Below are 24160 nucleotides of genomic sequence, written 5' to 3'. Positions count from 1 at the left end.
ACAGCTGGTTCCGTTCTTGTCCAGAGAAGAATTTTACTTGTGATCGATGTCACGTCTTCCCCTGTAAAGGATCATGGTTCGTCCTGTCCCCACCGGCGTTTGCGTGTGGCACGATGCCCATGAATGCCTTGGCTTAAAGTAACCGATCGCAGCATGTTCCACGCACGTCCTGTCATACCGAGAGCAGATCCGTCAGAGAACCACTCGCTGGTTTGGCCGCTGTCATTCGGGGGATGCAAGAGTGCCAACGCTGATTGTCATCGGATACCGGAAAGACCTGGACGAAGCGGTGCGCCGCCGCGGTCTCGACCCGTTCTACCTCGTGCAGTCACCCGCGGCCCCGCCCCCGGAGCGAAGATACGCGTACGTCACCGACATGGAGAACGCCCAGGAAATACTCCGGGCCGTGCTCGCCGCCGGACTCGACGACGTGGCCGGGGCGCTCACCGTCCACGAAATGGGCGTGTTCGGCGCCGCCTATCTCCGCCAGCAACTGGGCCTTCCGGGAAACGCGGACTCCAAGAAGACGCTTTACTTCCGCGACAAGTGCCTTCAGAAGAGCGGCCTGCCGCCGCACATCAGACGAGCCCGCTGCCGCCACGTCCCCAAGGGTCTGCCGTACGCCCAGCTCGCCCGGGAACTGGGCGACGTCTTCGTCATCAAACCGGCCACCGGAGCGGGCGCGTTACGGACCAATGTCGTCCGCTCCCAGCAGGAGTACGAGCAGGCCCTGAAGGTGCTGCCCGACCAGTCGGACGTGGAGGTCGTCGCCGAGTCCTTCGTGGACGCCCCGGAGGTCTACATGGACGGGGTGTTCACCGGCGGCGAGCTGCGCTGGTCCTCCATGACCCGGTACCACCACTCGCCGCTGACCGCCGCCCAGGGCGGTGTCCTGGCCGCCCACGTCCTCGACAAGCGGCTGCACCCGGCCCTGTTCGAGGAGACGGAGGCGCTCGCCCGGCACGCGCTGGGCGGCCTGGGCGCCCCCGACTGCGTGTTCCACCTGGAGGTGTTCGCCGAGGACGCGGGACTGACCTTCGGCGAGTGCGCCATCCGCCTGCCCGGGGCGCTGTCCCCGGACGTCAACAGACTGACCCACGGCGTCGACCTGTTCGACGTGGAAATCAGCCTCGCCCTCGGCGAAGGAGTGACCCGACACCTACATGACCACACCCCTGACCGTTTCTACGGCTATCTTCTTCTGCGCCGCTCCAGCGGCCGTAAATTGACGCAGCAGGACTTTGAACGCGCCTTCCACTTTGATGAGATCCAGTACGACTCGTCGCCCGACGCACCCGTCGGCCCCTATGGCCGCGTCGGACAGGCCATCGTGTCCGACCGGGACGAGCTGAGGCTCCAGAAGACGATCGAAGACATCGTGCGCTTCAACGAACTCGGATGAGGTCACAGATTCCGTCCTGACCGCGTCACGGCGCCCGTCCGTCGCCGCCCGTCATCGACCGCGCACGCTTTCACCGTCGCACCGATTCACCGTTTCACCGTGCGGAAAACGATGCCCGGCGCGGTTTCCGGGTTCCGCGCCGAACTGGCCCGGCGCGCCCGCCATGAGCGGCCGCCAGCGCCCTGCCGTCGGCCGCGCCCCGGAACAGGGCCCGCCGCGCCACCGGAATCTCCTCAACCCCATCCGTGATGGACATCGAGGGCGCCTTTGCGCCCTTCCCATCGGAGGTCTCTTTCCCATGCCGGAACACACCACGGTTTCGACCCTGCCGCAGCTCCTGGAAAAGGCCGCCCGTGACACCACGCGCGGCATCACCTTCGTCGAAGGCCCCGCCCTTTCCTACGCCGAACTGCGCGAGAGCGCCGAGCGCGTATCCGGCGGGCTGCGCGGCCAGGGCGCGCGCCCCGGCGACCGCGTGCTGATCGCCGCACCCGAACCCGACCCGTTCTTCCGCGCCTTCTGGGGCTGTGTCCTCGCCGGGCTCGTGCCCTGCCCGGTCGCACCGCCCTCCGACCCCTCCCGCTGGCGGCCCCAGCTGGAGCACCTGCGCCAGCTCCTGGCCGACCCCCTCGTCGTCACCACCAAGGACACCTACGGAGACCTGCCCGACCTCGGACTGCGCACCGTCACCGTCGAGGAGCTGAGCCACGGCACGCCCGGGCCCGCCGCACGCCCGACGCCCGCACCCGACGACCTCGCCCTGCTGATGCTCACCTCCGGCTCCACCGGATCGAGCAAGGCCGTCCGGCTCACCCACGCCAACCTGCTCGCCGCCCAGGCGGGCAAGGCCGGAGCCCTCGACCTGGGGCCCGACGACACCGGTCTCAACTGGATATCCACCGACCACATCGCGGCCATCGAGGCCCATCTGCTGCCGATGTGGGGCGGCGCCGACCAGGTCATGGCCACACCGGCGACCGTCCTCGCCGACCCCGTGGAGTTCCTGAGGCTGCTCGCCGCCCACCGGGTGCGCGTCACCTTCACCCCGAACTTCCTGTTCGGGCAGATCAACCAGGCCCTCGCCCGGCGCCCGCCCGCGCGGACGGACCTCGACCTGTCGGAGGTGCGGCACATCATCTCCGGCGGCGAGGCCACCGTCACCGCCACCGTGCGCGACTTCCTCGCCGCCCTCGCCCCCTACGGGCTGCGCGAGGACGTCGTCGTCCCCGCGTTCGGGATGACCGAGACCTGCGCGGGCAGCGTCTTCAACCGCGAGTTCACCACCCGCGACCTGGACACGGAGTTCCCGCCGCTCGGCCACCCCGTGCGCGGCCTGCGCATCCGCGTCACCGACGACGACGGCACCGTCCTCGCCTCCACCGACGCGCCGGGCGGGAGCGGCGCGGGCGCCGTGGGCGAGGTGCAGCTGTCCGGGCCGATGGTCACCGGCGGCTACTTCGCCAACGCCGAGGCCACCGGGCGGGCCCTCACCGCCGACGGCTGGTTCCGCACCGGCGACCTGGGCCGCCTGGACGCCGACGGCCGCCTGAGCCTGGTCGGCCGCACCAAGGACTCCATCATCGTCAACGGCGTCAACTACTACAGCCACGACCTGGAAGCGGCCCTCGACGAACTCGGCGACGTACGGCGCGGACAGATCGCGGCCTTCCCGATCCGGCCCGAGGGCGCCGACTCCGAGCAACTGGCCGTCGCCTTCGTGCCCTCCGGCGACCCCGCCGACGACACAGCCGTGTACCGCGCGCTCGTCGCCATCCGCAGCTCCACCATCATGCACTGGGGGTTCCGCCCCCAGCTGATCCTGCCCGTCGCCGAGGACCAGATCCCCCGCGGCAACCTCGGCAAGGTCCAGCGCGGCCGCCTGCGCACCGCCGTCGAACAAGGCCGACTGGCCGCCGCCGCCCGCCGGGCCGACGAGGTCACCACCCGCTTCCTCGGCGCCCCCGAACCGCCGGAAGGCGAGGCCGAGACCGTCCTCGCGGAGGTCTACGCCCGCGTCCTGGACACGGCGAAGGTCCCGGTGACCGCCAGCTTCTTCGACCTCGGCGGCACCTCCCTCGACGTGCTCCGCCTGAAGCTGGAGATCCAGCGGGCGTTCGGCATCGCCGACGTGCCGATGGCGACGCTCCTCCAGGCCCCGACCGTGCGCGCGCTCGCCGCCCGGCTCACCGGCGGTCAGGGCGCGGGCGGCGACGCCGCCTACGACCCGCTGGTGCCGCTCCAGGTCACCGGCGACGGCACCCCGCTGTTCTGCGTGCACCCCGGCCTCGGCGAAGTCCTCGTGTTCGTCAACCTCGCCCAGTACTTCACGGGCGAGCGGCCGTTCTACGCGCTGCGGGCCCGCGGGTTCGGGCAGGGCGAGACGCACTTCGGGTCGTTCGCCGAGATGGTCTCCACGTACGCCGACGCCATCCGCCGCACGCAGCCCCGCGGACCGTACGCCGTCGCGGGCTACTCCTACGGCGGGGCCGTCGCCTTCGAGATCGCCAAGCGGCTCGAAGCCGACGGCGACGAGGTGAGGTTCGTGGGCGTCTTCAATCTGCCGCCCAGCATCTCCGGCCGCATGAACGAGATCACCTTCACCGACGGCGCCATCAACCTGGCCCTGTTCCTCGCACTGATCGACGCCGCCGACATCGAGGCCCTCACCGCCCGGCTGCGCCCCCTGCCCGAGGCCGACCAGCTGGCCCACCTGATCGACCAGGCCCCCAAGCGCCGCCTGACCGAACTCGACCTGAACGTCGAGCGGTTCACCGCCTGGGTGCACCTCGCGCAGAACATGGTGCACCTCGGCCGCACCTACGAACCCTCCGGCGCGGTCGAGCGGGTCCAGGTCTTCTACTGCACCCCGCTGCGCGGCACCAAGCAGGAGTGGCTGGACAACCAGCTCCGCCAGTGGGACGCGTTCACCCGCCGCCCCAACCAGTACACCGAGGTCGACGGCGAGCACTACACCCTGATGAGCCCCCAGCACGTCCAGACCTTCCAGGCGACGCTGCGCCGCGCACTGGACCGCGCGCTCGACTGACCTCGCGGGATCGAGGACGGGCAGCGGCAACGGACGACACGACCAGGAGCCAGAACATGCGAGGTAGGAAGATTCTCATCACCGGCGGCACCGGACAGGTCGCGCGACCCGTCGCCGAGGCGCTCGCCGCCGACAACGAGGTGTGGTGCCTGGGCCGCTTCGGTGACCCGGCCGCCCGCAAGGAACTGGAGGAGCGGGGCGCCCGCACCTTCGTCTGGGACATGGCCGACGGCGACCTGGACGGACTGCCGCGCGACTTCACCCACGTACTGCACTCGGCGGTGCACCGCGGCGACAGCGGGGACTTCGACGGCACCATGCGCATCAACTCCGTCAGCACGGCGCAGCTGATGACGCACTGTGCCTCGGCGGAGGCCTTCCTGTACGTGTCGTCCGGAGTGGTCTACGACCGGGCCGACCCCCTGCACCGCTACCGGGAGAGCGACCCGCTGGGCGGGGCCACGCCATGGCTGCCGACGTACCCCATCGCCAAGTTCGCCGTCGAAGGCGTGGTGCGGGGTCTCTCCGAGACGCTGGGCCTGCCGTCGGTGATCGCCCGGCTCAACATCGCCTACGGGCCGTACGGCCACGGCGGCGTCCCCGTGATCCTGTTCCGGGAGATGCTCAAGGGACAGCCGTGCGCGGTCCCCCGCGAGGGCCAGAACTACTGCAACCCGCTGCACACCGACGACGTCGTCCGGCAGGTGCCGCTGCTGTGGGCGGCGGCCCGCACGCGCGCCCAGGTGGTGAACTGGGGCGGGGACGAGGAGGTCGGCATGACCGACCTCCTGGAGTACATGTCGTCGCTCACCGGAGTGCCGGTCCGCCTGGACCGCGGCGACCGCAGCCGGGCCACCGCCCTGTTCGACCACACCCTGCGCCGGGAGCTGATCGGCGACTGCGCCGTCGGCTGGCGGCACGGCCTCGCCCGCACCCTGGCCGAGCTGTTCGAGGAGTACCGCGACCGCATCGAGGAGCACCTGGCCGCCGAGCCTCCCGGGGGCCAGGCCCCCGCCGGACCCCGTACGGCCGCCGACGGCGAACGGAGCTGACATGCGCAGGCCCACCGACATCCACGCGCTCCAGCAGGCGCTGTGCGCCGCCCTCGGCACCGCCGACCCCGTCTGCCCCCAGCCCACCTCGCCCTGGAAGCAGAGGCGTTGGCGGCCCCGGGCGGTGACGCGGGCGAGCGCCCCACCCTGCTGGGCGGCGGCGCCCCGTACGCACCGACCACCCCCGCCCCCACCGCCCAGGCCCTCGACGCGCTGCTCGCCCGCGCGGCGGAGCTGGACGTGCGGCAGGTCCTCGTCCCCGCCGTGCGCCGCACCGACGACGTCGGCGCGCTGCGGGACGCGGGCCTGGCGCCGGTCGCCGCCGCGCCCGAGCGCGTCGTGCGGCTCACCGGCGACGTGGCCGACGTGCTGCGGTACCGCGTCGGCGAGGACCGCCTGCGCGCGCTCCAGGAGCGGCACCGCGCGGCGGCCCGTGACCTCACCTGGGAGCGCGTCCCGCTGACCGCGCTCGACGGCACGCCAGCGGTGCGCGACGCCTTCGCACGGCTCCACCGGGGCGGCACCCACGGGCACTTCTACGGCGCGCGGGCCCTCGACGCCCTGGCCCGGGGCGCGCTCGCGGACCGCGCCACGCTGTTCGTACGCCGCCGAGGGGACACCGTCGTCCAGGCCGGTCTGACGGTGGTCGCGCACAACGGCCGCGGGCTGTATCTGCTGACGCACGCCACCGCCGAGGACGACCCCGCCGCGCCCGGGCACCTCCACGAGGCGGCCGTGTACCACCTGCTCCTGGACGCCCAGGAGTCCGGCCTGGGCTGGGTCCACCTCGGCCGGGGCGACGCCGACGCCGCGCGCGGCCTGGGCGCCGACCTGTTCGTGCCCGTCGACCACTGGCTGAGCGCCCCCGACCGCACCCCGCCGCAGGCCCCGGCGGGGGAGCCGGAGCTGTCCCGGTTCGCCGCCCCGCCCGTCACGCGGGTGCCGGTGCCGGGGCCCGCGCGGTTCCGCCGCCAGCCCCGGTTCGACACCATCGACCTGGCGAGCAACACCAACCCCTTCCTGGAACCGGAGAGCATCTACCCGCACCTCGACACGACCGAGCTGGCCGAGACCTATCTGCGCGCCATCGGACGGCTCCCGGGGCACGACGGCGTCGCCGCGCTCAGCCCCGAGCACGCGCTGTTCACCAGCGGCGCGGTCGACGGCGTCATGCTGCTGCTCGCCGCCCTCGCCTCGCCCGGCGACGGCGTCTGCGTGACACCGCCCACGTTCCCGCTCTACACCCACTTCGCCCACCTGCTGCGGCTGCCCGTCACCGAAGTGCCGCTGCGGGGCGAGGACGTGAACCAGCTGGACACCGAACGCGTACTCGCCGCCGACCCCCGGGTGACGATCCTCTGCGACCCGAACAACCCGGTCGGAACCCGGCTCGACCGGGCGCGGGTGCTCGACCTGCTGGCCCGCACCAGCGGCGTCGTGGTGATCGACGAGGCCTACGTCGAGTTCAGCGAGGAACCGTCGTACGCCGGACTCGTGGCCCGGCACGACAACCTGATCGTGCTCAGGACCCTCTCCAAGGGCTGGGGCCTCGCCGGTGCGCGCTGCGGCATCGCCCTCGCCGAGCCGGGCCTGATCGAAGCGCTGCGGCGGGTGCAGGTGCCCTTCGGGTTCACCGACGCCTCCCAGCGCGCCGCCCGCGACCGGCTCACCCACGCGGACGCGGCACTCGACAGCGTCCACCGTGTCCGCGCCGAACGCGACCGCATGGCCGCGACGTTGCGCGAACACCCGGCGGTGGACCGGGTGTTCCCCTCCCAGACCAACTTCCTGCTGGTGCGGCTCCACAAGCACGAGCGCGTCATGGAGGAGCTGCGCGACGCGGGCATCGTCGTCGCCGACACCGGCCGTGTCATCCCCGCCACCTGCCGCGTCACGATCGGCGACCGGCGCGCCAACGACGCCCTGCTCGCGGCGCTGTCCGCCGCGCTGTGACGCCCATCGCCCGCCTACTCCCGCCCTGCTCGAAGGAGCCGCCCCGTGGGGCACGACCCGCACCCGAACCCGCCGGTGCGCAGCACGGTGGTCGCCGAGAACTACGACCGCTGGAGCCCGCCGCTGCTGAAGGACTTCGAGGACAACGCCCACAACGGCCGCGTCGGCCGGACGCTGGTCGCGGAGACCGACGCGGTGCGCGTCTGGGAGACGACGCTCCAGCCGGGGGAGCGCGTCCCGATGCACCGGCACGTCCTCGACTACTCCTGGACGGCCCTCACCGACGGCCGGGCCCGCCAGCACGCGGGCGACGGCACGTCCCGGGAGATCAGCTACGCGCGCGGGCAGTCCCTGTTCTTCCGCTTCGACGCGGGCGAACACCACCTCCACGACCTGCGGAACATCGGTGACGAGCCGCTGTCGTTCCTGGTGGTGGAGCTGAAGGAGGGCGCGAACAAGCCGCTTGACTTGCCCTGATCTCAGCAGGGGCCGGGATGGCGGGCGGGAGGCGGGACGCGCGTCGAGGGCGCGGCCCGCCTCCCGCCCGCTGTGGCGCTAGGACTTGTACGGCTTGCGCAGCGCGCAGCTCGCCGTGGCGGTCTTGCGCGGGTCACTCTCCGAGCGGGCCTTCAGGACGACCTTGCCGTGGCGGTCCGCGCCGCGGGCGGCGCTGACGGCGACGTCGACCTCGGTGGTGCGGCCCGCCTTGGCCGTGGCCAGCCGGTTGGGCAGCCAGGCGCTCCAGCCGCGGCCGGAGGCCTTGGCGGACAGGCGGTAGACGTCGGAGTCCAGATAGCGGTCCACGTTCTCGGGGTAGCCGGGCTTGGGCGCCGTACCGCGCCCGGTGTTGGTCAGGTCGAAGCTGCACACGGCCCGCCGCAGTGGGCTGCCCTTGGCGTGGCCGCGGTCGAGGTCCACGCCGCGCCGCTGCGGGCCCGCGCCGTCGAGGGACCGCACGGCGACGGTGTACGACAGGACGCCGCTCGGGCCGCGCTGGATGTCGAGGACGTAGAAGTGCAGCCGGTTGGCGCGGTCGGTGTACTCGTAGACGCTGCCGGAGTCGGCGCCCGCGTGCAGCAGGGCGTCGCTCAGCTGGCGGTAGTCACCCATGGTGATCTTCTGGACGCTCCCGTCGGGGCGCTTGAAGTCGACCATGCCGATGTCTTCGGGGTGGGAGTCGATGACCCAGGCGAACGGGGCCTGGTCCTTGTTCTTGGTCTTGGCCAGGAGCACGCCGCTGTCGGGCGTGAAGGAGTCCATGCCCATGCGGTCGACGACCTCGACGGTGTAGTTGTCGTAGCCGCCGCCGTCGCACAGCGGGTCGGTGCGCACGTCGCAGGACGGCGACAGGTCGCGGCCCATGGCGATGTTGACGCCGCTGAGCCCCTTGGCGCCGGGCGGCGCCGAGCGCGCGGTGACCCGGGCGACGACCGTGCCGGAGTCCTTGAGCGCGTCGCGGTCCAGGCGCAGCACGTTCTTCTCGTCGACGATGCCGAGCTTCAGCTTGTCGCGCAGGATGTGCTGGGAGCCCATCGAGCCGCCGCCGGTGGACGGTATCTGCCAGCGGGTGTGGGGTCCGCCGGGGCCGTTGAAGGAGCCGCGCGAGAGCATGCTCCAGATGCCGGTGTAGGCGCGGCGCAGCGGGGTGCCGTAGGGGTTGTTGTAGTTGTCGGCTATGCCCAGGATGTGGCTCAGCTCATGGGCGTACACCCCCATCCCCGAGCTCTCGGCCTGGGTGGAGGAGCCGGATGTGGCGTTGGGCCAGATGCGGGCCGCGGCCGCCCAGGACGTCCACGGCACATAGCGGGTGTTCGCGGCGTTGCCGCCGTTCGCGGTCGGCGCGGGCGGCCCCCAGGCGGCGGGCACGTCCTGGGGCGAGGCGAACTTCATGGAGCCGAACTCCTGCCAGACCCCGGACTCGTCCTGGCCCGCGGTGAGGAAGAAGACGAAGTCGTACTTGCCGGTCTCGCCGCTGCCCACGTCGGCGACCCAGGCGGCCTTGCCGTCGGCGCGGATGTCCTTGCCGCAGGTGCTGCCGCGCGGACACGCGCCGGGGTTCATCCCCGGCTCGATGCCGTACTGGAAGGACTTGTGCGGCATGCGATAGACGCCGAACGCGGTCAGGTCGACACCGATACGGCCGCCGGAGTCCTCCATCCAGTACTCGTTGATGGTGTGACCGCGGTTCAGCTTGCCCGGCTTGTTGAGGAAGTCCCGGTAGAAGGCGGGCAGTTGGCTGCGGGGTATGTCGGACGCGCCGACCTGGGGGTTGCCGAAGAGGCTGGATCCGGCCGGTTTGCTGACCGTGAACTCCTCGTCGGGGTAGTCGAGCAGGACCAGGGCGCCCTTGAAGGTGCGCTGGGTGGGCTTGAGGTCGGGGTCGGCCCAGTTGGTGCCGGGCACCTGGCGGTGGTCGGCCCAGGTCATGTCGTCGGGGTTCTGCCAGCGCTGCGGGTCGATGGGCTGGACGAGGGGCGGCCGACGGGTGGGCTCGGGGGCAGCCCCGGCGGGCCCGGCGGCGAAGGCGGACGCGACCAGGCCGACCAGCGCGGCGGCGATGCCGAGGCGCCGGGCGTGCACGCGTACGGGTCTGGTGGGGTGGGGGTGCGGACGGCGGGGGTGGGTGCGGCGATGGAACAAGGCTCACCTCTTGTCTGACGAGTATGGACAAGGGCATGACAAGCCGTTCACTGGTAACTGTCCGCCGGAGCCGATGGGGAGTCAATATGCTTTTGGGGCGGGTTTGCCGGGAGTGACGGTGGATTGGCCGCACGTGACGGCGGATTGGCCGCTTGTGGCGGTGAGTTCGTCGTAGGTGGCGGCGGATGCGCAGGAAGCGTCGGCGGGTTCGACGCGTGGGGCGGAGCGGGTCCGTGCCGTCGCGCGGTGCGCGCCCGCACCCTGGGGTGGGGCGCACGCTGCCGGTGTGGAGCGGTGACGAGGGGCGAGGGGTGCGAGGGGCGTGCCCGGCTCACGGATGGTGTGCGGGGCGTGGCCTCTCCTGCGGGGCGCTGAGCGGCAGTTCGGCCCAGACCAGGTGCCCGGGGCCGCGCGCGGCGGTCGTGACGCCCCAGGTGCGGGCGAGCGCGTCCACCAGGATCAGCCCGCGCCCGCACTGGCTGTGCGGGTCCGCCGCCCGCTGCTCGGGGACTCTCCCCGCCTGCGACTGGTCCTCGACCTCGATGCGGAATCCGCGTGTGTCGGCCCGCAGTCGGCAGAGCACGTCCTGGCTCGCCGTGTGGGTGATCGCGTTGGTAACCAGCTCGGAGACGATGAGCAGCACGTCATCGCCGACCTCGGCGGATATCCCCCAGGTGTCGAGCACCGAGCGCGCCCGGGCGCGGGCGGCGCTGACGCAGGACGCGGTCGCGGTCAAGCGGAAGACCGCCTGCCGTGCGTGGGCACACCCGGGTGGGGGAGCGGAGGGCGTGGAGGGGGCGGGGAAGCCACGTCGGTCGCCTTTCGTCTGCCGTCGCTTCGCCGCGCGGTGCCGGTCTCGCACCGCGCGGGAGTGACGATGGCGCGCGCCCCGCCGTCGGGGGGCACGAGGTCCGCCGGAAAGCGACGGAGCGTCACCAGGCGGTCACCAGGCGACGGCTGCGCGCGATCGGCGGGATGGTCATGAAGGAACCTCAACTTCCCGCCGTCAGAGGCCACTTGACGTGCGAAGTGGAGGTAGAGCCACTGTGGCACCCGTGACAACCTCTGTGCAACTGCCGAGATGAAAATTGCAAAATGTGCGACGCAATCTGTCCTGATCGGCCGAAGATCGTGACAGACTGCGACCCTGGAGCGCGGCGGCCCCCCTGCGCGGGGTGCCCAACGGCGCTTCGTACGCAGGGGTGTTGGGCCAGTGGTCCGACGGCCCGGGACAGGTGTGGGAGGAGGCGGGCGTGACGGCGGAGACGGCGTGGGGCGGTGCCCCCTCGGTGCTGCGCATGATCCTCGGCAAGCAGTTGGAGGAGCTGCGCACCCGCGCGGGCCTGACCTTCGAGCAGGCGGGCCAGGCGATCGGCGTCAGCCACTCCACCATCAGGCGCCTGGAGTCCGCCAAGGTGGCCCGGCTGCGCCTCGCCGACGTGGAGAAGCTGCTGCGGACGTACGGCGTCGGGGATCAGCACGAGATCGACACGTTCCTGCAGTCGGTCCGCGAGGCCAACAAGCGCGGCTGGTGGCACACCTACCGCGACGTGATGCCGGACTGGTTCGCCGCGTATCTGAGCCTGGAGCAGGCGGCGCTCCACATCCGGGCGTACGAGGCGCAGTTCGTGCACGGCCTGCTCCAGACCGAGGACTACGCCCGCGCCCTGCTCGGTGCGGGCAATCCGCACGCTCCGGCCGACGCCACCGAACGCCGGGTCGCGCTGCGCATGCGGCGCCAGGAGCTGCTGTCGCGGCCCTCGCCACCGCATCTGTGGGTCATCATGGACGAAACGGTTCTGCGGTGGCCGGTCGGCGGCCGGGCGGTGATGCGCGGCCAGATCGACCATCTGATCGAGGTCACCGCGCTGCCCCATGTGACCCTGCAGATCATGCCGTTCGGCAATGGGCCCCACCCGGCGATGCGCGCCGGAGCCTTCCATGTCTTCCGCTTCCGGGCCCCCGAGCTGCCGGACATCGTCTATGTGAACGGCCTGGTCGGGGCCGTCTACCTCGACAAGCCCGGCGACGTCGTGGTGTACCGCGAGGCGCTCGACCGGCTCGGCGCCCAGGCGACACCAGCGAAAAAGACCGAGGACCTGCTCGGCGAGATCCGCAAGGAGCTGTGAGTGCACCACCCCGAGGACGCCAGTGCCTCCCTGGCCACGGACCCCCAGGCCACGGACCCCCTGGCCACCGCCCTGCCCTCCGCCCGCGAGCTGGGCGCCGAGGGCTGGCGCAAGCCCTGGAGCGACGACGTGGGCGGCGCCTGCGTCGAGGCGAAGCGGCTGCCCGACGGCAGCGTCGCGCTGCGCCAGTCCACCGACCCCCACGGCCCCGCCCTGGTCTTCCCGCACGGAGAGATCGCCCGCTTCCTGGCGGGAGTGAAGGCGGGGAAGCCGACTTCCTCTGCTAGCGGGCCGCCGCGTGGGGCCCGCCAGCGGCCCGGCGGCGACCGGAACCGACGCCCTGTCGCGAGCTGATCGCGACCCGACTCGACGACCTGACAGGAGGGGCCGCGTTGCGCGACAACGGATGGCCTGCCGACCGGATCGACACCGAGAACGCGCACTCCGCGCGCATCTACGACTACATCCTCGGCGGCAAGGACTACTACCCCGCGGACCAGGCCGCGGGCGACGCCATGAGCCGCGAGTGGCCCGCGCTGCCGATCCATATGCGGGCCAACCGCGACTTCATGAACCGGGCCGTGCGCTACCTCGCCGAGGAGGCGGGGATACGCCAGTTCCTCGACATCGGAACCGGCATCCCCACCTCGCCGAACCTCCACGAGATCGCCCAGGAGGTCGCCCCCGAGTCACGCGTGGTGTACGTGGACAACGACCCCATCGTGCTCACCCTCTCCCAGGGCCTGCTCGCCAGCACCCCGCAGGGCATGACCTCGTACATCGAGGCCGACATGCTCGACCCCGCGACCATCCTCGGCGCCCCGGAGCTGCGCGAGACCCTCGACCTCGGGCAGCCCGTCGCCCTCACCGTCATCGCGATCGTCCACTTCGTCCTGGACGAGGACGACGCGCCCGGGATCGTCCGCCGCCTCCTGGAGCCGCTGCCGTCGGGCAGCTACCTCGCGATGTCGATCGGCACCGCCGACTTCGCGCCGGACGACGTGGGCCGGGTGGCCCGCGAGTACGCGGCCCGCAACATGCCCATGCGGCTGCGCACTCGCGCCGAGGCCGAGCGCTTCTTCGACGGCCTCGACCTGGTGGAGCCCGGCGTCACCCAGGTCCACAAGTGGCGCCCGGACGGCAAGGGGGAGCAGGGCATCCGGGACGAGGACATCGCCATGTACGGGGCGGTGGCCCGCAAGCCCTAGGAACCCTAGGGTCGCCCCATGACCGAGCACGCCTACCTCGCCGCGATCCGCGAGTCGTACGACACCATCGCCGTCGACTACGCCCAACAGGTAACGAAACCAGCGGAGTTGGACCCCGTGTCCCGCGCGCTGCTCGCGGCGTTCGCGGAGGTCGTGGCCGAGGCGGGACGCGGTCCCGTCGTGGACGTGGGCTGCGGCCCCGGTCATGTGACGGCCCATCTGGCCGCGCTCGGGGTCCCCGTGTCCGGCGTGGACCTGTCCCCGAAGATGGTCGAACAGGCCCGCCGGGCCTACCCGCACCTGGACTTCGCCGTGGGCACCAACACCGCGCTGGACGCCGCCGACGCCACCCTCGGCGGCGTCCTCGCGTACTACTCCACGCACCACACGCCGCCCGACCACCTGCCCGCCGTCTTCCGGGAGTTCCACCGGGTGCTCGCGCCGGGCGGCTGGCTGATGGTGGCCGGATACGTCGGCGACGGCGGGCAGCGGCGGCCGACGCGCGCGTACGGCGGGCATGAGGTGTCGTACGTGTCGTTCCGCCATCCGCCGAGCCGCGTCGCCGACCTCATCGGCGACGCCGGGCTCACCGTCACGGCCCGCCTGGAGGAAGGGGCGGAGCCGGGGGCGCGCCGCTGGACCGCCACGTTCCTGGCCCGCAGGCCCGAGGCGCCCCCGGGCGCCGGTCAGCGGGCCTCGGCGCCCCACGCCGGGCGGTAGCGCACGAAGCTGGTCCGCCCGATGCCGGGGAAGTCGAGGGCCTCGCGCCACCGGTCGTGGATCGGGCGGCTCCCCTGCCGCGCCGACCCCAGGGCGTCGACATGGGCCCGGACGCTGGTCCACTCCGCGACGTTCAGGGCGTGGGTGCCGTCGTGGCTGGTGTGGAAGTGCGCCTGCACCAGGCCCGGCAGGGGCGCGTCGGCGTCCTCGTCGACCGCCACCATCCCGTCGACCCAGGCCCGAAGCCGCGCCACGTCCGGCCCGTCGAACGGGATGCGTACGGCGACGACGGCGCCGACCGGCTCGGCGGAGGCGTTGCGCCCGGTGCTGCGGTAGTGCGCGTACCGGGTCGGGCCGACGCGCTCGATGCCGGGCACCGCCGCGTCGACCTCGTCCACCCGCTCCCGCCGCCCGGCGGCGGCGAACGCCTCGTACGCGGCCTCGTCGGTCCAGTACGAGCCGTGCATGATCGTCTCGCCGTCCTCACCGGCGAACGTGCGGTACGCGAGCAGGTCAGGGGTCGGCCAGGGCTCGCGCTCCCACACCCGGGCGATGGCGTCGACCGTGGCCCGCTGCCGCTCGGGGGTGCCCACGCGCCAGGTGCTGAACAGGGTGACGCCCGCGTCGGTGCGGACGAGAGGGAGGTGGCCATGGTGCGGACTCCTTGTCGACGAGTGCGGGGTGCCGCCGGGCGGCGGCACCCCGCATCCTGGAAGATCAACCTTGATTGAGGTCAACAGGAGTCGCGCGGTCAGTAGTCCCAGACAGCCGGTACGAAGCGGAAGGAGTTCCCGGCGGACGCCACATGGCAGACGGACGGGAACGGCAGGTGGGTGGCGACCAGTCGCTCGCCGCTCGCCGCCAGGTCCGTCAGCAGGCGGACCCGGACGCGGGCTGATTCCTCGGGGTCGTGGTCGAATCCGTTGTGCCACTGGGGGAAGTCGAAGCCGCACTGGAACACGGCGTCGCCAGCGAACGTCAGCGCCTCGCCGCCGGACTCCAGGCGGACGACGCTGTGCCCCGGAGTGTGCCCGCCGGTACGCCGGATGATCACGCCCGGCGCCACCTCGTACTCCTTCTCGAACGGCCGCAGCCGGTCGCGGTACACGTCCAGGAACCGCGCGGCGGTCGTGCGCAGCACATCCGGCACCGGGCCGGGCATGGCCGTGCGGGAGAAGTCGGGCGCCGCCCAGAACTCGGCCTCGGCGGAGGCCAGATGGACCCGCAGGTCCGCGCGCAACCGCCCCCGCAGGCCCTCGACGAGCAGCCCGCCGATGTGGTCCATGTGCAAGTGCGTGAGCACCACGTCGGTCACCGACGAGGGATCGATGCCCGCGGCGTCGAGGCGCAGCGCCAGCTGCCCGGCCCGCGGGAAGTCGGGGAACTCCGTCCCCAGGCCGGAATCGACCAGGACGGTCCGCTCGCCGCTGCGCACCACGGCCACGTTCAGCGGCCAGTCGATCACCTCCGGCGGCAGGAACATGTCCTTGAGCCAGGCCGAGAGCTCGGCCGTGGCGGCGTTGGTGGCCAGCGTCGCCGGAGCGATCGGCAGCACGCCGTCGCTGATCAGCATGACATCGATGGCGCCTACCTTCAGCGCGTAGCGCGACGGAACCAGTTCGTCGTACCCCTGAGCGTCGGGGCGGGCGAAGGTGATCCGGCTCATGGTGTTCTCCTCGTGAGGCGTCGAGCGAAGACAGCGGTGACCTGGGCGGCGCGACGGGCCGCGCCGTGCGGTCACCCGCTCTGACCGGACGGCCCTGGAATCTGTGACAACCGCCCCGCTCCCCGGCGGCGGTCGCCGCCGTCCCGCGGGCACCGCACCGTGAGCGCGTGGTGTCGAAGCCTGACCGGTCCCGATCGCCTCCGGGGCGCCTCCCGGCCGCCTGCGGTCGCTTGGCGACGGGGCGGGGCGCTCCGTGGCGAAGCGCCGGACCCCTGTCCTCAAGGGGGCTACCGTACGCAGCATGCCGCGCTGCATGCTGCGGTCACATGAGGAGGAATCCTGTGTCATCGCCCTGCGACCCCGAGTACGCCCCCGCTGGCGACGTGGGGGCAGCACTCATGCTGATCGATTCCCGGCTCAGGGCCGTTCACGACGGCCGGACCCAACCCGACGGCGAACAAGAGCAGTTGATCGACCAGATCACGGCGTCCATGGGACCCCGCGGAGCGGAATCCGTGCTCGACGGGGCCTGCACCCTCATCTTCATGTACATGAAGTGGCTGCGGACGGCGTACGAGCGCCACGACAAGGACGTCATCGAGTGCGTGGTGCCCCACCTCGTCGCCACGATGCGCATGATGCCGAGGAGCATCCGCCCGGAGACCATCCCCACCATGGCCGGGCTCGTCGTCGCGGCGGGCACCGGACTGAGCCCCAGCCTCTGGCGCAAGCAGTACGGGGACTGGACCAAGGAGGAGATGAACCCCCTGGAAGCGACCGCGTTCCTGCTCGCGGAGCACATCAACCGCATCACCGACGACCGCGAGTTCGCCTCCCGCATGATCACCCAGGCCCTGGCCAGCGCGTACGAGTAGGGGCGCCGCCCCGGCGCGCGGGGTGATGTTGCCAGCACATTGCGGTCGCGTGGCCGGACCCGCCCGGACCTTCCCGGGGGTCCCTCGCTGTCACTACGGTGCGGGCGACCGGAGTGCCGCAGAAGCCAGGAGGCGATGGGCCCGTGTCCGTGACCGACGAGTATCTGGCCAACAACGCCGCGTACGCCGCGTCGTTCCAGGGACCGCTGCCGCTTCCGCCGTCCCGGCAGGTGGCGGTCGTCGCCTGCATGGACGCGCGGCTGAACGTGTACGGGGCGCTGGGGCTCAAGGAAGGCGAGGCCCATGTGATCCGCAACGCGGGCGGGGCGGTCACCGACGACGAGATCCGTTCCCTCGCCATCAGCCAACGCCTGCTCGGCACCCGGGAGATCATCCTCATCCACCACACGGACTGCGGGATGCTCACCTTCACCGACGACGACTTCAAGCGGAGCGTGCAGCAGGACACCGGCATCCGCCCGCCCTGGGCCACCGAAGCCTTCACGGACCTGGACGACGACGTGCGCCAGTCCGTGCGGCGCATCACATCGAGCCCGTTCGTGCCGCACACCGGCTCCGTGCGCGGCTTCGTCTTCGACGTCGCCACCGGGCGGCTGAGGGAGGTCGAGCCGTAGGCGGCGCTTGACCTTGACACCGGTGTCAGGCCTTAGCGTTCCCTCGCCTCGACGCGCCGGGCGCCGGGCACCACATCCGCGTACGACGAAGGAGTTCAGCATGCCGGGAGCCGTCATCATCGGAGCGGGGCCGGGGATCGGGCGGTCCGTGGCCCGCCGCTTCGCCCGCGAGGGCCTGCCCGTGGCCCTCGTGGCCCGGTCCGAGCGGAACCTGGAGGGCCTGGCCGACGCCGTCCGCCCCCTGGGCGTGCCGGTGGTCACCGCGACCGCCGACGTCAGCGACGCCCCCGCGCTGCGCGCCGCCCTGGACACCGTCGTCGCGGAACTGGGCGTACCGGACGTCGCCGTGTACAACGCGGCGCTGATCCGCCCGGACACCATCGGCGAGCTGCCCCTGACCGCGCACCTGGACGCCTGGGCGGTCAACGTCGGCGGGGCGCTCACCGCCGCGGCCCACCTGGCGCCCGCCATGGCGCGCCGCGGCAGCGGCTCCCTGCTGCTCACCGGCGGCATGCCCAAGGCCAAGGCGTCCCACGTCAGCCTGTCGCTCGGCAAGGCCGGACTGCGCTCCCTCGCGGAGCTCCTCGACCAGCGGTACGGCCCGGACGGCGTGCACGTCGCCACCGTGACCGTCGCGGGCCCGGTCGCCCCCGGCACCCCCTTCGACCCGGACGACATCGCCGAGCACTACTGGCGGCTGCACACCCAGCCCCGCGACGCCTGGCAGGCCGAGATCGTGCACACCGAGCGCACCACCACCGCGGCCACCGCCACCGGCTGAGCCGGGGCCCGCCCCCACGACCACGGCCCCCACCAGCGAAGATGACCTCATGACTGAGGCAACTGAGGCATGGGGTCACCCCCGCACGGTCCTGGTCGTCGAGGACGACCCGGGTGTGCGCAGCACCCTGGAGCACCTGCTGCGCTTCGAGGGCTACCGCGTCCTGACGGCGCCCGACGGGCTGCGGGGGCTCAGCCTGATCGAGGAGGAGGACCCGGACCTCGCGGTGGTGGACGTGGTCATGCCCGGCCTGGACGGCCTGGCGCTGTGCCGGACGCTGCGCCGCCGCGGCGCGGCGCTGCCCGTCCTCGTCCTCACCGCCCGCGACCAGGTCGGAGACCGGGTCGCGGGCCTCGACGCGGGCGCCGACGACTACCTCGCCAAGCCGTTCGCCACCGAGGAACTCCTCGCCCGCATCCGCGCGTTGCTCCGCCGCGCCGCCCCCGCCGACGACACCCCCGGGACGCTGACCGTCGGCGACCTCACCCTGAACCCCGCCACCCGCGCCGCCCACCGCGGCGCCCTGCCCCTCGACCTCACCAAGACCGAGTTCGACGTGCTGGAACTGCTGCTGCGCAACCCGGGCGTCGTGCTGACCCGCGCGCAGATCTACGAGCGGATCTGGGGCTACGACTTCGACACCGCGTCCCGCTCCCTCGACGTGTACATCGGCTATCTGCGGCGCAAGACCGAACGCGACGGGGCGCCACGCCTGATCCACACCGTGCGCAACGTCGGCTTCACCGTCCGGACCGCGTGATGGCGCGCGCCACGGGTTCCAGGGCACTGTCCCTGCGCACGAAGGTCACCCTCGTCGTCATCGCGGCGGTCACGCTCGCCATCACCGGCACCGTCGTCGCCTCGTACCGCCACGTGGGCGGTCTGGTCGGCGACGAACTGGAGCGGGGCCTCGAGGACCGCGCCGCCACGGTGACCGCCCTGCTCGCCGTGGACCGCACGCCCCCGCGACGGTCCGACATGACCGAGCAGCTGCTGCGCCCCGACGGCACCGTGCGCGCCCTGGGCCCCGGCCGCGAGCGGCTGCCCGTGTCCGCCGCGGACCGGCGCGTGGCCCGCACCGGCAGCGGCTCCAGCCGCCGTGACGTGACCGTCTCCGGCCGTGAGTACGGCGTGCTCACCAAGCCGCTGGACGGCGGGGGAGCGGTCATGGTCGGCCAGCACTACCAGGGCGTGCTGCGCGTCGAGGAGGCCTTCCTGTGGCGCGTGCCCTGGACCACCGTGGCCGCCACCGGCCTGTCGGCGCTGCTGAGCTGGCTGGTCCTCGGCCGGATCCTGCGGCCCGTGCGCCGCCTGGCCCGCGCCACCGGGCGCATCACCACCACACAGGACCTGTCCACGCCGCTGCCGCCCGCCGGGGGCGACGAGATCGGCCAGCTGACCCGCAGCTTCGACTCCATGCTCACCGCCCTGCGCCGCTCCCGCGCCCAGCAGCAGCAACTCGTCCAGGACGCCAGCCACGAGCTGCGCACCCCGCTGACGTCGGTGCGCGGCAGCGCCGAACTCCTGCACCGCGCCCGCGGCAGGCTCGACCCGAAGGACGAGGAGCAGATCCTCGCCACCCTCGTCAGGGAGACCGCGGCGCTCGACGACCTGGTCCGCGAACTCGTCGACCTCGCCACCGACCGGTACACCGCGGAGGACCCGGCGCGCGTCGACCTGACCGCCGTGGCCGAGGACTGCGCGCGCCGCCACCGCCGGCTCAGCGGCCGTGCCATCGAGGTCACCGCCACCCGGCCCGTCCCCGTGCGGGCCCGCCCCCGGGCGCTCCAGCGGTGCGTCGACAACGTGCTCGGCAACGCCGTGAAGTTCAGCCCCGCCCCGGCGCCCGTCACCGTACGCGTCGAGGGCAACCGGCTGACCGTACGCGACCACGGCCCCGGCATCGCGCCGGACGACCAGCGGGCCGTCTTCGACCGCTTCTACCGTGGCCCGCGCACCCAGGGCATCCCCGGCTCCGGCCTCGGGCTCGCCATCGTGCACGATCTGATCACGGCCGACGACGGCACCGTGTTCGCGCGGGACGCGGCGGGCGGCGGCGCGGAGGTCGGCTTCGAACTGCCCCGCGACCGCGGCTGAACCGGGCCGCCGGACCTGATCCGGGCCGCCGCGTCTGAGTCCCGCCCCCGCGTTCGATCCGGGCCGTCGCGCCCGGCCGCCGTGGCCCGTGGCGCGCCGCCCGGCCGTCAGTGATCGCGCTCGGCGTCCCCGACGTAGGGCCGCAGGAACTCGCCGATCTCCTGCTCCACCTCCGTGATCCGCAGCTCCAGCGCGTACAGCTCGTCGCGCTGGGCCTGCTTGGACTGCTCGTCGAGCCGGGACTCCTCGGAATTGCGCTGCACGCTGCCGATCAGCTCCTGGAGCTGCGCGGACAGCGTGTCGGCGATGCCGCCCCAGACGGCGCGCAGGTCCGTGACGCGGCTGCGGGCGTACTGCCGGGCCGAGGCGTCGGCCGTCTGGCGCAGATGCCCCGCGAACTCCTGCGCGGCGCGCTTGCGCAGCTTGTCGTCCGCGAACAGCACGGCCCCCGCCGCCATCACGGGTCCGACCGCCGCGCCGATGGCCACCGCGACACCGAGCGGCGGCATGGCGAGGCCCAGGCTGATCACCCCGGCGGTCCCGGCGAGCGCCGTGCCGCCGAAGGCCGCCGCGCCCGTGCTGGAGCCGAGCACCATCAGCGAGTTGGGACGGAAGCGCAGCGGCACGTCCTCGCGGTGCGTGCGGCCGCTGGGGCCGCCGTGGCCCGCCGACAGGGCGAGGGTGTAGAGGAGGTGGTCCTGGACGCGGGCGCTGTGCACTCCGGTGATGCCGGTGCGCAGCTGCTCGAAGGAGTCCTCGTGCTCCTTGATCAACGGCTCGATGCGCTCCAGGAGTTCCCGCTGCCGGTGCATGATGACCGTCTCCAGCTCGTTGGCGCAGAACAGCTGCATGTCCCGCTGGAGGGTGCTGGTGTACGCCGCGAGGGTCTCCTGCTGGAGGGCGTCACGGCCGCTGCGCGTGAAGGCCTGGGTGGCCCTGCGGACGCGCCCGGCGTGCTTGACCTCCCAGCTCGGCACCGACTTGCTCAGGTCCTTGAGGAAGGCGGCGAAGCGGTCCTGGACGCGCTGCTCCACGTCCGAGAGCCAGTCCTCCACGATCTCGCGGATGCGGTTGACGATGTCCCGCAGCTGCACCTGCGTCGACTGGCTGCGGTCGAGCAGGTCCCGCAGCTCGGCCGTGGACTTCACGAGGATGCCGCCCTCGTCCTGGAGCCGCCTGCGCAGGCTGACGGCGTTGCTGCGCAGGAACTCCGCGAGCCGGACGAACTTGACGCGGGCCGCGTCCCGCATGCAGAAGACCTCAAGCGCCGACTCCAGGTCGCCGAGTCCGGCCGCGCGGACGCCGTCCTCGTCGCCGTCCATCCGGGCGCGCAGGGCGTTGAGCGCGCTGACGAAGAACAGGTGCTCACCGGCGACGGCCCCCGACTGGCCGGTGAGCTGGGAGACGGCGTTGCGGCAGCGGCTCATCACCTCCGCCCGCTCGTCCTCGTCGATGCGGTCGAACTGGTTGACCACGAAGAAGACGTCGCGGTGGCCGAGGCGCTGGACGTGGTCCAGGTAGTTCTGGGTCTCGTGGAGCGTGAAGGGGCGGCCCGCGTCCGTGACGAAGATGACGGCGTCCACCTGCTCCAGGAAGTTCAGGGTGACCAGCTCCCGCTCGGGGCTCTCGTTCACCCCCGCCGAGTCGATGATCTCCACGGACTTGCGCAGCAGTTCCAGGGGCTGGGCCACCTCGGCGAGCGCGAAGGACGGCTCGCGGGGCGCGCCGTCCGCGTCGATCTGGAGGGCGACCTCCTTCTTGAACTCCTCCGTGGTGACCACGACGGGACCGCCCTTGCGGTCCACCGTGCGGTACAGCTCGGCGCGCTCGTCCTCGCCCCAGCGCAGCAGCGTGGTGAACGCCGTCGCCGGATTGGCCTTGGTGGGCAGCAGCTTCTTGCCCAGCATGGCGTTGATCAGGGTGCTCTTGCCGCTGCTGAACTCGCCGAGCACCATGATCCGGAACGTCTCGCGCTCGAACACGCCCCCGGTGATCTCCAGGCGCAGCGCGTCGCCGTCCGCGCCGGGCCCGCTGAGGGTGGCCGCCGCCTCCCGGGCCACCTGCTGGATGCGCAGGTACAGCCCGCGCAGCTCGCCGATGTTGTCGCTCCAGCCGTCGAAGTGCGCGACGGGTTCCTGGCCGGGGGTCCGGCCCTCGCTGGTGTTCATTACGCCCCTTCGAGGCCTGAGAGATGGGTGCGGGCAAGGCCGCGCAGATGCCGCGCCTCGTCCCGCAGCGTCCGCCAGTGGTCGAGGGAACCGGGCCGCGCGGTGAGGGCGGCGGTGTGCAGCCGCCACCACTGCTCGTCGCGGTCCCGGGCCTGCGCGGCCAGCCGCCCGTAGACCTGGCCGACGCGTTCCTCGGTGCGGGCCGTGTGCTCGGTGAAGGCGGCCGCCACCACCCGTTCGAGGGCGGCGATGGTGCGCTCCAGGCGCTGCGCCTGGCCGTGTTCGAGGGCCTCGGTGACCAGCGCGGAACCGGCGGCCCCAGCGATCCGCGCGACCGTGCCGGTGGCGACCGGGGCCAGGACGCCCTCGATGGCCGTGGCCACGAACTCCGGCAGCCAGGAGGCGTCCCACCCCGCCGCCTCGTCGGCCTCGGCGGCGCGCGCGGCCGTGGCGGCACCCGGCAGCGACACCGGCGGCAGCGCCTCGCCGGCGCGCGGAGCCACCAGGTCGCGGAAGAGGTCCTCGCCGGGCCGGTTGTCCAGCAGGGCGGCGCGCAGCCACCGGGTGTCCTCGGCCAGGGCCCGGTCCACCGCCTCGCCGCACCAGGCCTCGAAGTCGTGCAGGGCCAGCTCGGTCTGCGGGACCACCCGCAGCCGGACGAACCCCTGGTCCTCCGGCGACCCCGCCAACTCGGCCAGCTCCTTGGCCAGTTCGGCGCCGAGCCGGGCCCTGCGGCGGCCCGCCTCGGCGGCGATCGCGGCGGTCAGCGCGGCCCGCCGGTCGTCCAGGTCGGAGGCGATGACGACCCAGTGGAAGCGGGCGCCCTCGTGGGCCGCGTGCCAGGTCCGCGCCGCCCGGTCCCGCACCGGGTCGCTCCAGCGCACGTCGGCGAGGGCGCGCTCGCTGGCCTCGGCGACCAGGTCGCAGGTCGCCACCAGGGACCGCAGACGGCGCCCGGCGCGCAGCACGGCCCGCTGGTGGGCGCCGGTGAGCCGGGTCAGCGCGGCGCGGCACTGCTCGACGTGGTCCGAGCGCTCCGGCGTGGGCAGCGGGCCCGGCAGGACCTGCGCCTCGGGGGCCGCCTCCCGCACCGCGTGGCGCACCCGGCGCAGCACGTCACCGGCCTCGTCGCCGACCTCGTCGAGCTTGGCGACGACCACGGCGAGCGGCGGGCTGTGCGGGGCGGCGGCCAGGGCCCGCACCCGGGCCCGCTCGGTGGCGAGCAGGGCGCGGCGGGCCTCGGTGACCACCACCACGGCGTCGCAGTCGGTGACGATCCGCGCCAGCGGATGCCGGTCCTGCCCGTCGGCGCCCTGGGCGGCCCGCCAGTCCTCCCAGCCGGGGGTGTCCACCAGCTCGACGGCGGCGCGCGCCAGCCAGGAGTCGGCGGGCACGTCGGCCAGGACGGTGTGCGGGTCCTCGGCGCCCGCACGCACGGGCCCGGTACCGGCCGCCCGGACGGCGACCGGCGGCGCCAGCACCGGATGCACCGACACCGGCACGCAGTCCACGCCCACCAGCGCGTTGACCAGGCGTGACTTGCCGACGTTGGCGCCGCCCACCACGCAGATCCGGGCCAGCGGCGCACCGGCACGCCGGTAGGCGCGGCGGACGGCGGCCGCCGCCGAGTCGGCACCGGCCCGGTCGGCGAGCAGCGCGACCTGCTCGGCCAGGTCGTGCTGCGCGGCGTGCGTGACGTACGACGAACTCACCCTGCGGCCACCCCACCCTGACGGCATGCGAAGTCGGTCCGGGCTGATCCGCTCCCCGGCGCGGCCCTCATGATGT

At 72.8% G+C, this 24160-nt stretch carries 20 protein-coding genes; 14 read left to right on the top strand and 6 right to left on the bottom strand.

Features of this window, described 5'->3' with window-relative positions; all coding sequences use genetic code 11:
- Positions 1 to 241 precede the first annotated feature (241 nt).
- From ACOBQU_RS02815 to ACOBQU_RS02795, 5 genes are all read left to right on the top strand, one after another.
- On the top strand, positions 242 to 1402 hold the full coding sequence (locus tag ACOBQU_RS02815; protein WP_423624286.1) for an ATP-grasp domain-containing protein: 1161 nt from the start codon (positions 242 to 244) through the stop codon (positions 1400 to 1402).
- Between the two features lie 298 nt (positions 1403 to 1700).
- Entirely contained in the window at positions 1701 to 4448 is a 2748-nt protein-coding gene (locus tag ACOBQU_RS02810) for an alpha/beta fold hydrolase (RefSeq protein ID WP_423624284.1), read from the top strand.
- Positions 4449 to 4504: 56 nt separating this feature from the next.
- On the top strand, positions 4505 to 5500 hold the full coding sequence (locus tag ACOBQU_RS02805; protein WP_423624282.1) for an NAD-dependent epimerase/dehydratase family protein: 996 nt from the start codon (positions 4505 to 4507) through the stop codon (positions 5498 to 5500).
- A 108-nt stretch (positions 5501 to 5608) separates the two neighbouring features.
- Positions 5609 to 7453, top strand: coding sequence for an aminotransferase class I/II-fold pyridoxal phosphate-dependent enzyme (locus ACOBQU_RS02800; protein ID WP_423624280.1), 1845 nt, complete (start codon positions 5609 to 5611; stop codon positions 7451 to 7453).
- Between the two features lie 45 nt (positions 7454 to 7498).
- Complete coding sequence (locus ACOBQU_RS02795; RefSeq protein ID WP_423624279.1) at positions 7499 to 7930, top strand: cupin domain-containing protein; 432 nt, start codon at positions 7499 to 7501, stop codon at positions 7928 to 7930.
- 78 nt (positions 7931 to 8008) lie between these two features.
- Here the strand turns inward: ACOBQU_RS02795 and ACOBQU_RS02790 are convergent, their stop codons facing one another.
- Both ACOBQU_RS02790 and ACOBQU_RS02785 read right to left on the bottom strand, forming a co-directional pair.
- Positions 8009 to 10033, bottom strand: a complete 2025-nt coding sequence (locus ACOBQU_RS02790) for a M6 family metalloprotease domain-containing protein (protein WP_423624277.1) — start codon at positions 10031 to 10033, stop codon at positions 8009 to 8011.
- 391 nt (positions 10034 to 10424) lie between these two features.
- Positions 10425 to 10829, bottom strand: a complete 405-nt coding sequence (locus tag ACOBQU_RS02785) for an ATP-binding protein (protein ID WP_423624276.1) — start codon at positions 10827 to 10829, stop codon at positions 10425 to 10427.
- Positions 10830 to 11346: 517 nt separating this feature from the next.
- Here ACOBQU_RS02785 and ACOBQU_RS02780 point away from each other — a divergent pair.
- Genes ACOBQU_RS02780 through ACOBQU_RS02765 form a run of 4 tightly spaced genes read left to right on the top strand, consistent with a single transcriptional unit; the run spans position 11347 to position 14150 of the window.
- Positions 11347 to 12222, top strand: coding sequence for a helix-turn-helix domain-containing protein (locus ACOBQU_RS02780; RefSeq protein ID WP_423624274.1), 876 nt, complete (start codon positions 11347 to 11349; stop codon positions 12220 to 12222).
- Between the two features lie 60 nt (positions 12223 to 12282).
- On the top strand, positions 12283 to 12576 hold the full coding sequence (locus ACOBQU_RS02775) for a DUF397 domain-containing protein (RefSeq protein WP_423634208.1): 294 nt from the start codon (positions 12283 to 12285) through the stop codon (positions 12574 to 12576).
- A 38-nt stretch (positions 12577 to 12614) separates the two neighbouring features.
- A complete protein-coding gene (locus tag ACOBQU_RS02770) occupies positions 12615 to 13430 on the top strand; it encodes an SAM-dependent methyltransferase (RefSeq protein WP_423624272.1) in 816 nt (271 codons plus the stop codon).
- An 18-nt stretch (positions 13431 to 13448) separates the two neighbouring features.
- Positions 13449 to 14150 carry a methyltransferase domain-containing protein gene (locus ACOBQU_RS02765; RefSeq protein WP_423624270.1) on the top strand — a complete coding sequence of 234 codons (702 nt, stop codon included), beginning with the start codon at positions 13449 to 13451 and terminating at the stop codon, positions 14148 to 14150.
- Here the strand turns inward: ACOBQU_RS02765 and ACOBQU_RS02760 are convergent.
- Complete coding sequence (locus ACOBQU_RS02760) at positions 14117 to 14851, bottom strand: antibiotic biosynthesis monooxygenase (protein WP_423624268.1); 735 nt, start codon at positions 14849 to 14851, stop codon at positions 14117 to 14119. The two genes, ACOBQU_RS02765 and ACOBQU_RS02760, sit on opposite strands and share 34 nt — an antisense overlap.
- 50 nt (positions 14852 to 14901) lie before the next feature.
- Positions 14902 to 15816 (bottom strand): MBL fold metallo-hydrolase, encoded by a 915-nt coding sequence (locus tag ACOBQU_RS02755; protein ID WP_423624266.1) that lies wholly within the window; start codon positions 15814 to 15816, stop codon positions 14902 to 14904.
- A gap of 341 nt (positions 15817 to 16157) precedes the next feature.
- Between ACOBQU_RS02755 and ACOBQU_RS02750 the strand changes: the two genes are divergently transcribed.
- The 5 genes from ACOBQU_RS02750 to ACOBQU_RS02730 all read left to right on the top strand — a co-directional run bounded on the left by ACOBQU_RS02750 (position 16158) and on the right by ACOBQU_RS02730 (position 20204).
- Positions 16158 to 16691 (top strand): hypothetical protein, encoded by a 534-nt coding sequence (locus ACOBQU_RS02750; RefSeq protein WP_423624264.1) that lies wholly within the window; start codon positions 16158 to 16160, stop codon positions 16689 to 16691.
- A 143-nt stretch (positions 16692 to 16834) separates the two neighbouring features.
- Positions 16835 to 17326 (top strand): beta-class carbonic anhydrase, encoded by a 492-nt coding sequence (locus ACOBQU_RS02745; protein WP_423624262.1) that lies wholly within the window; start codon positions 16835 to 16837, stop codon positions 17324 to 17326.
- A gap of 100 nt (positions 17327 to 17426) precedes the next feature.
- The gene (locus ACOBQU_RS02740; protein WP_423624260.1) at positions 17427 to 18107 is read left to right on the top strand and encodes an SDR family NAD(P)-dependent oxidoreductase; all 681 of its coding nucleotides are present in this window, start codon (positions 17427 to 17429) and stop codon (positions 18105 to 18107) included.
- A 49-nt stretch (positions 18108 to 18156) separates the two neighbouring features.
- Complete coding sequence (locus ACOBQU_RS02735; RefSeq protein ID WP_423624258.1) at positions 18157 to 18867, top strand: response regulator transcription factor; 711 nt, start codon at positions 18157 to 18159, stop codon at positions 18865 to 18867.
- A complete protein-coding gene (locus tag ACOBQU_RS02730) occupies positions 18867 to 20204 on the top strand; it encodes a HAMP domain-containing sensor histidine kinase (protein WP_423624256.1) in 1338 nt (445 codons plus the stop codon). Before ACOBQU_RS02735 ends, ACOBQU_RS02730 begins: the two co-directional genes overlap by 1 nt.
- Positions 20205 to 20311: 107 nt before the next feature.
- Here ACOBQU_RS02730 and ACOBQU_RS02725 read toward each other — a convergent pair whose 3' ends face one another.
- Complete coding sequence (locus ACOBQU_RS02725) at positions 20312 to 22372, bottom strand: dynamin family protein (protein WP_423624254.1); 2061 nt, start codon at positions 22370 to 22372, stop codon at positions 20312 to 20314.
- Complete coding sequence (locus tag ACOBQU_RS02720; protein ID WP_423624252.1) at positions 22372 to 24084, bottom strand: GTPase; 1713 nt, start codon at positions 24082 to 24084, stop codon at positions 22372 to 22374. Before ACOBQU_RS02720 ends, ACOBQU_RS02725 begins: the two co-directional genes overlap by 1 nt.
- Positions 24085 to 24160: the final 76 nt, after the last annotated feature.

Source organism: Streptomyces sp. G45 (assembly GCF_049542095.1).
Taxonomy (GTDB): Bacteria; Actinomycetota; Actinomycetes; order Streptomycetales; family Streptomycetaceae; genus Streptomyces.
This window is presented reverse-complemented; position numbering and strand designations above follow the sequence as displayed.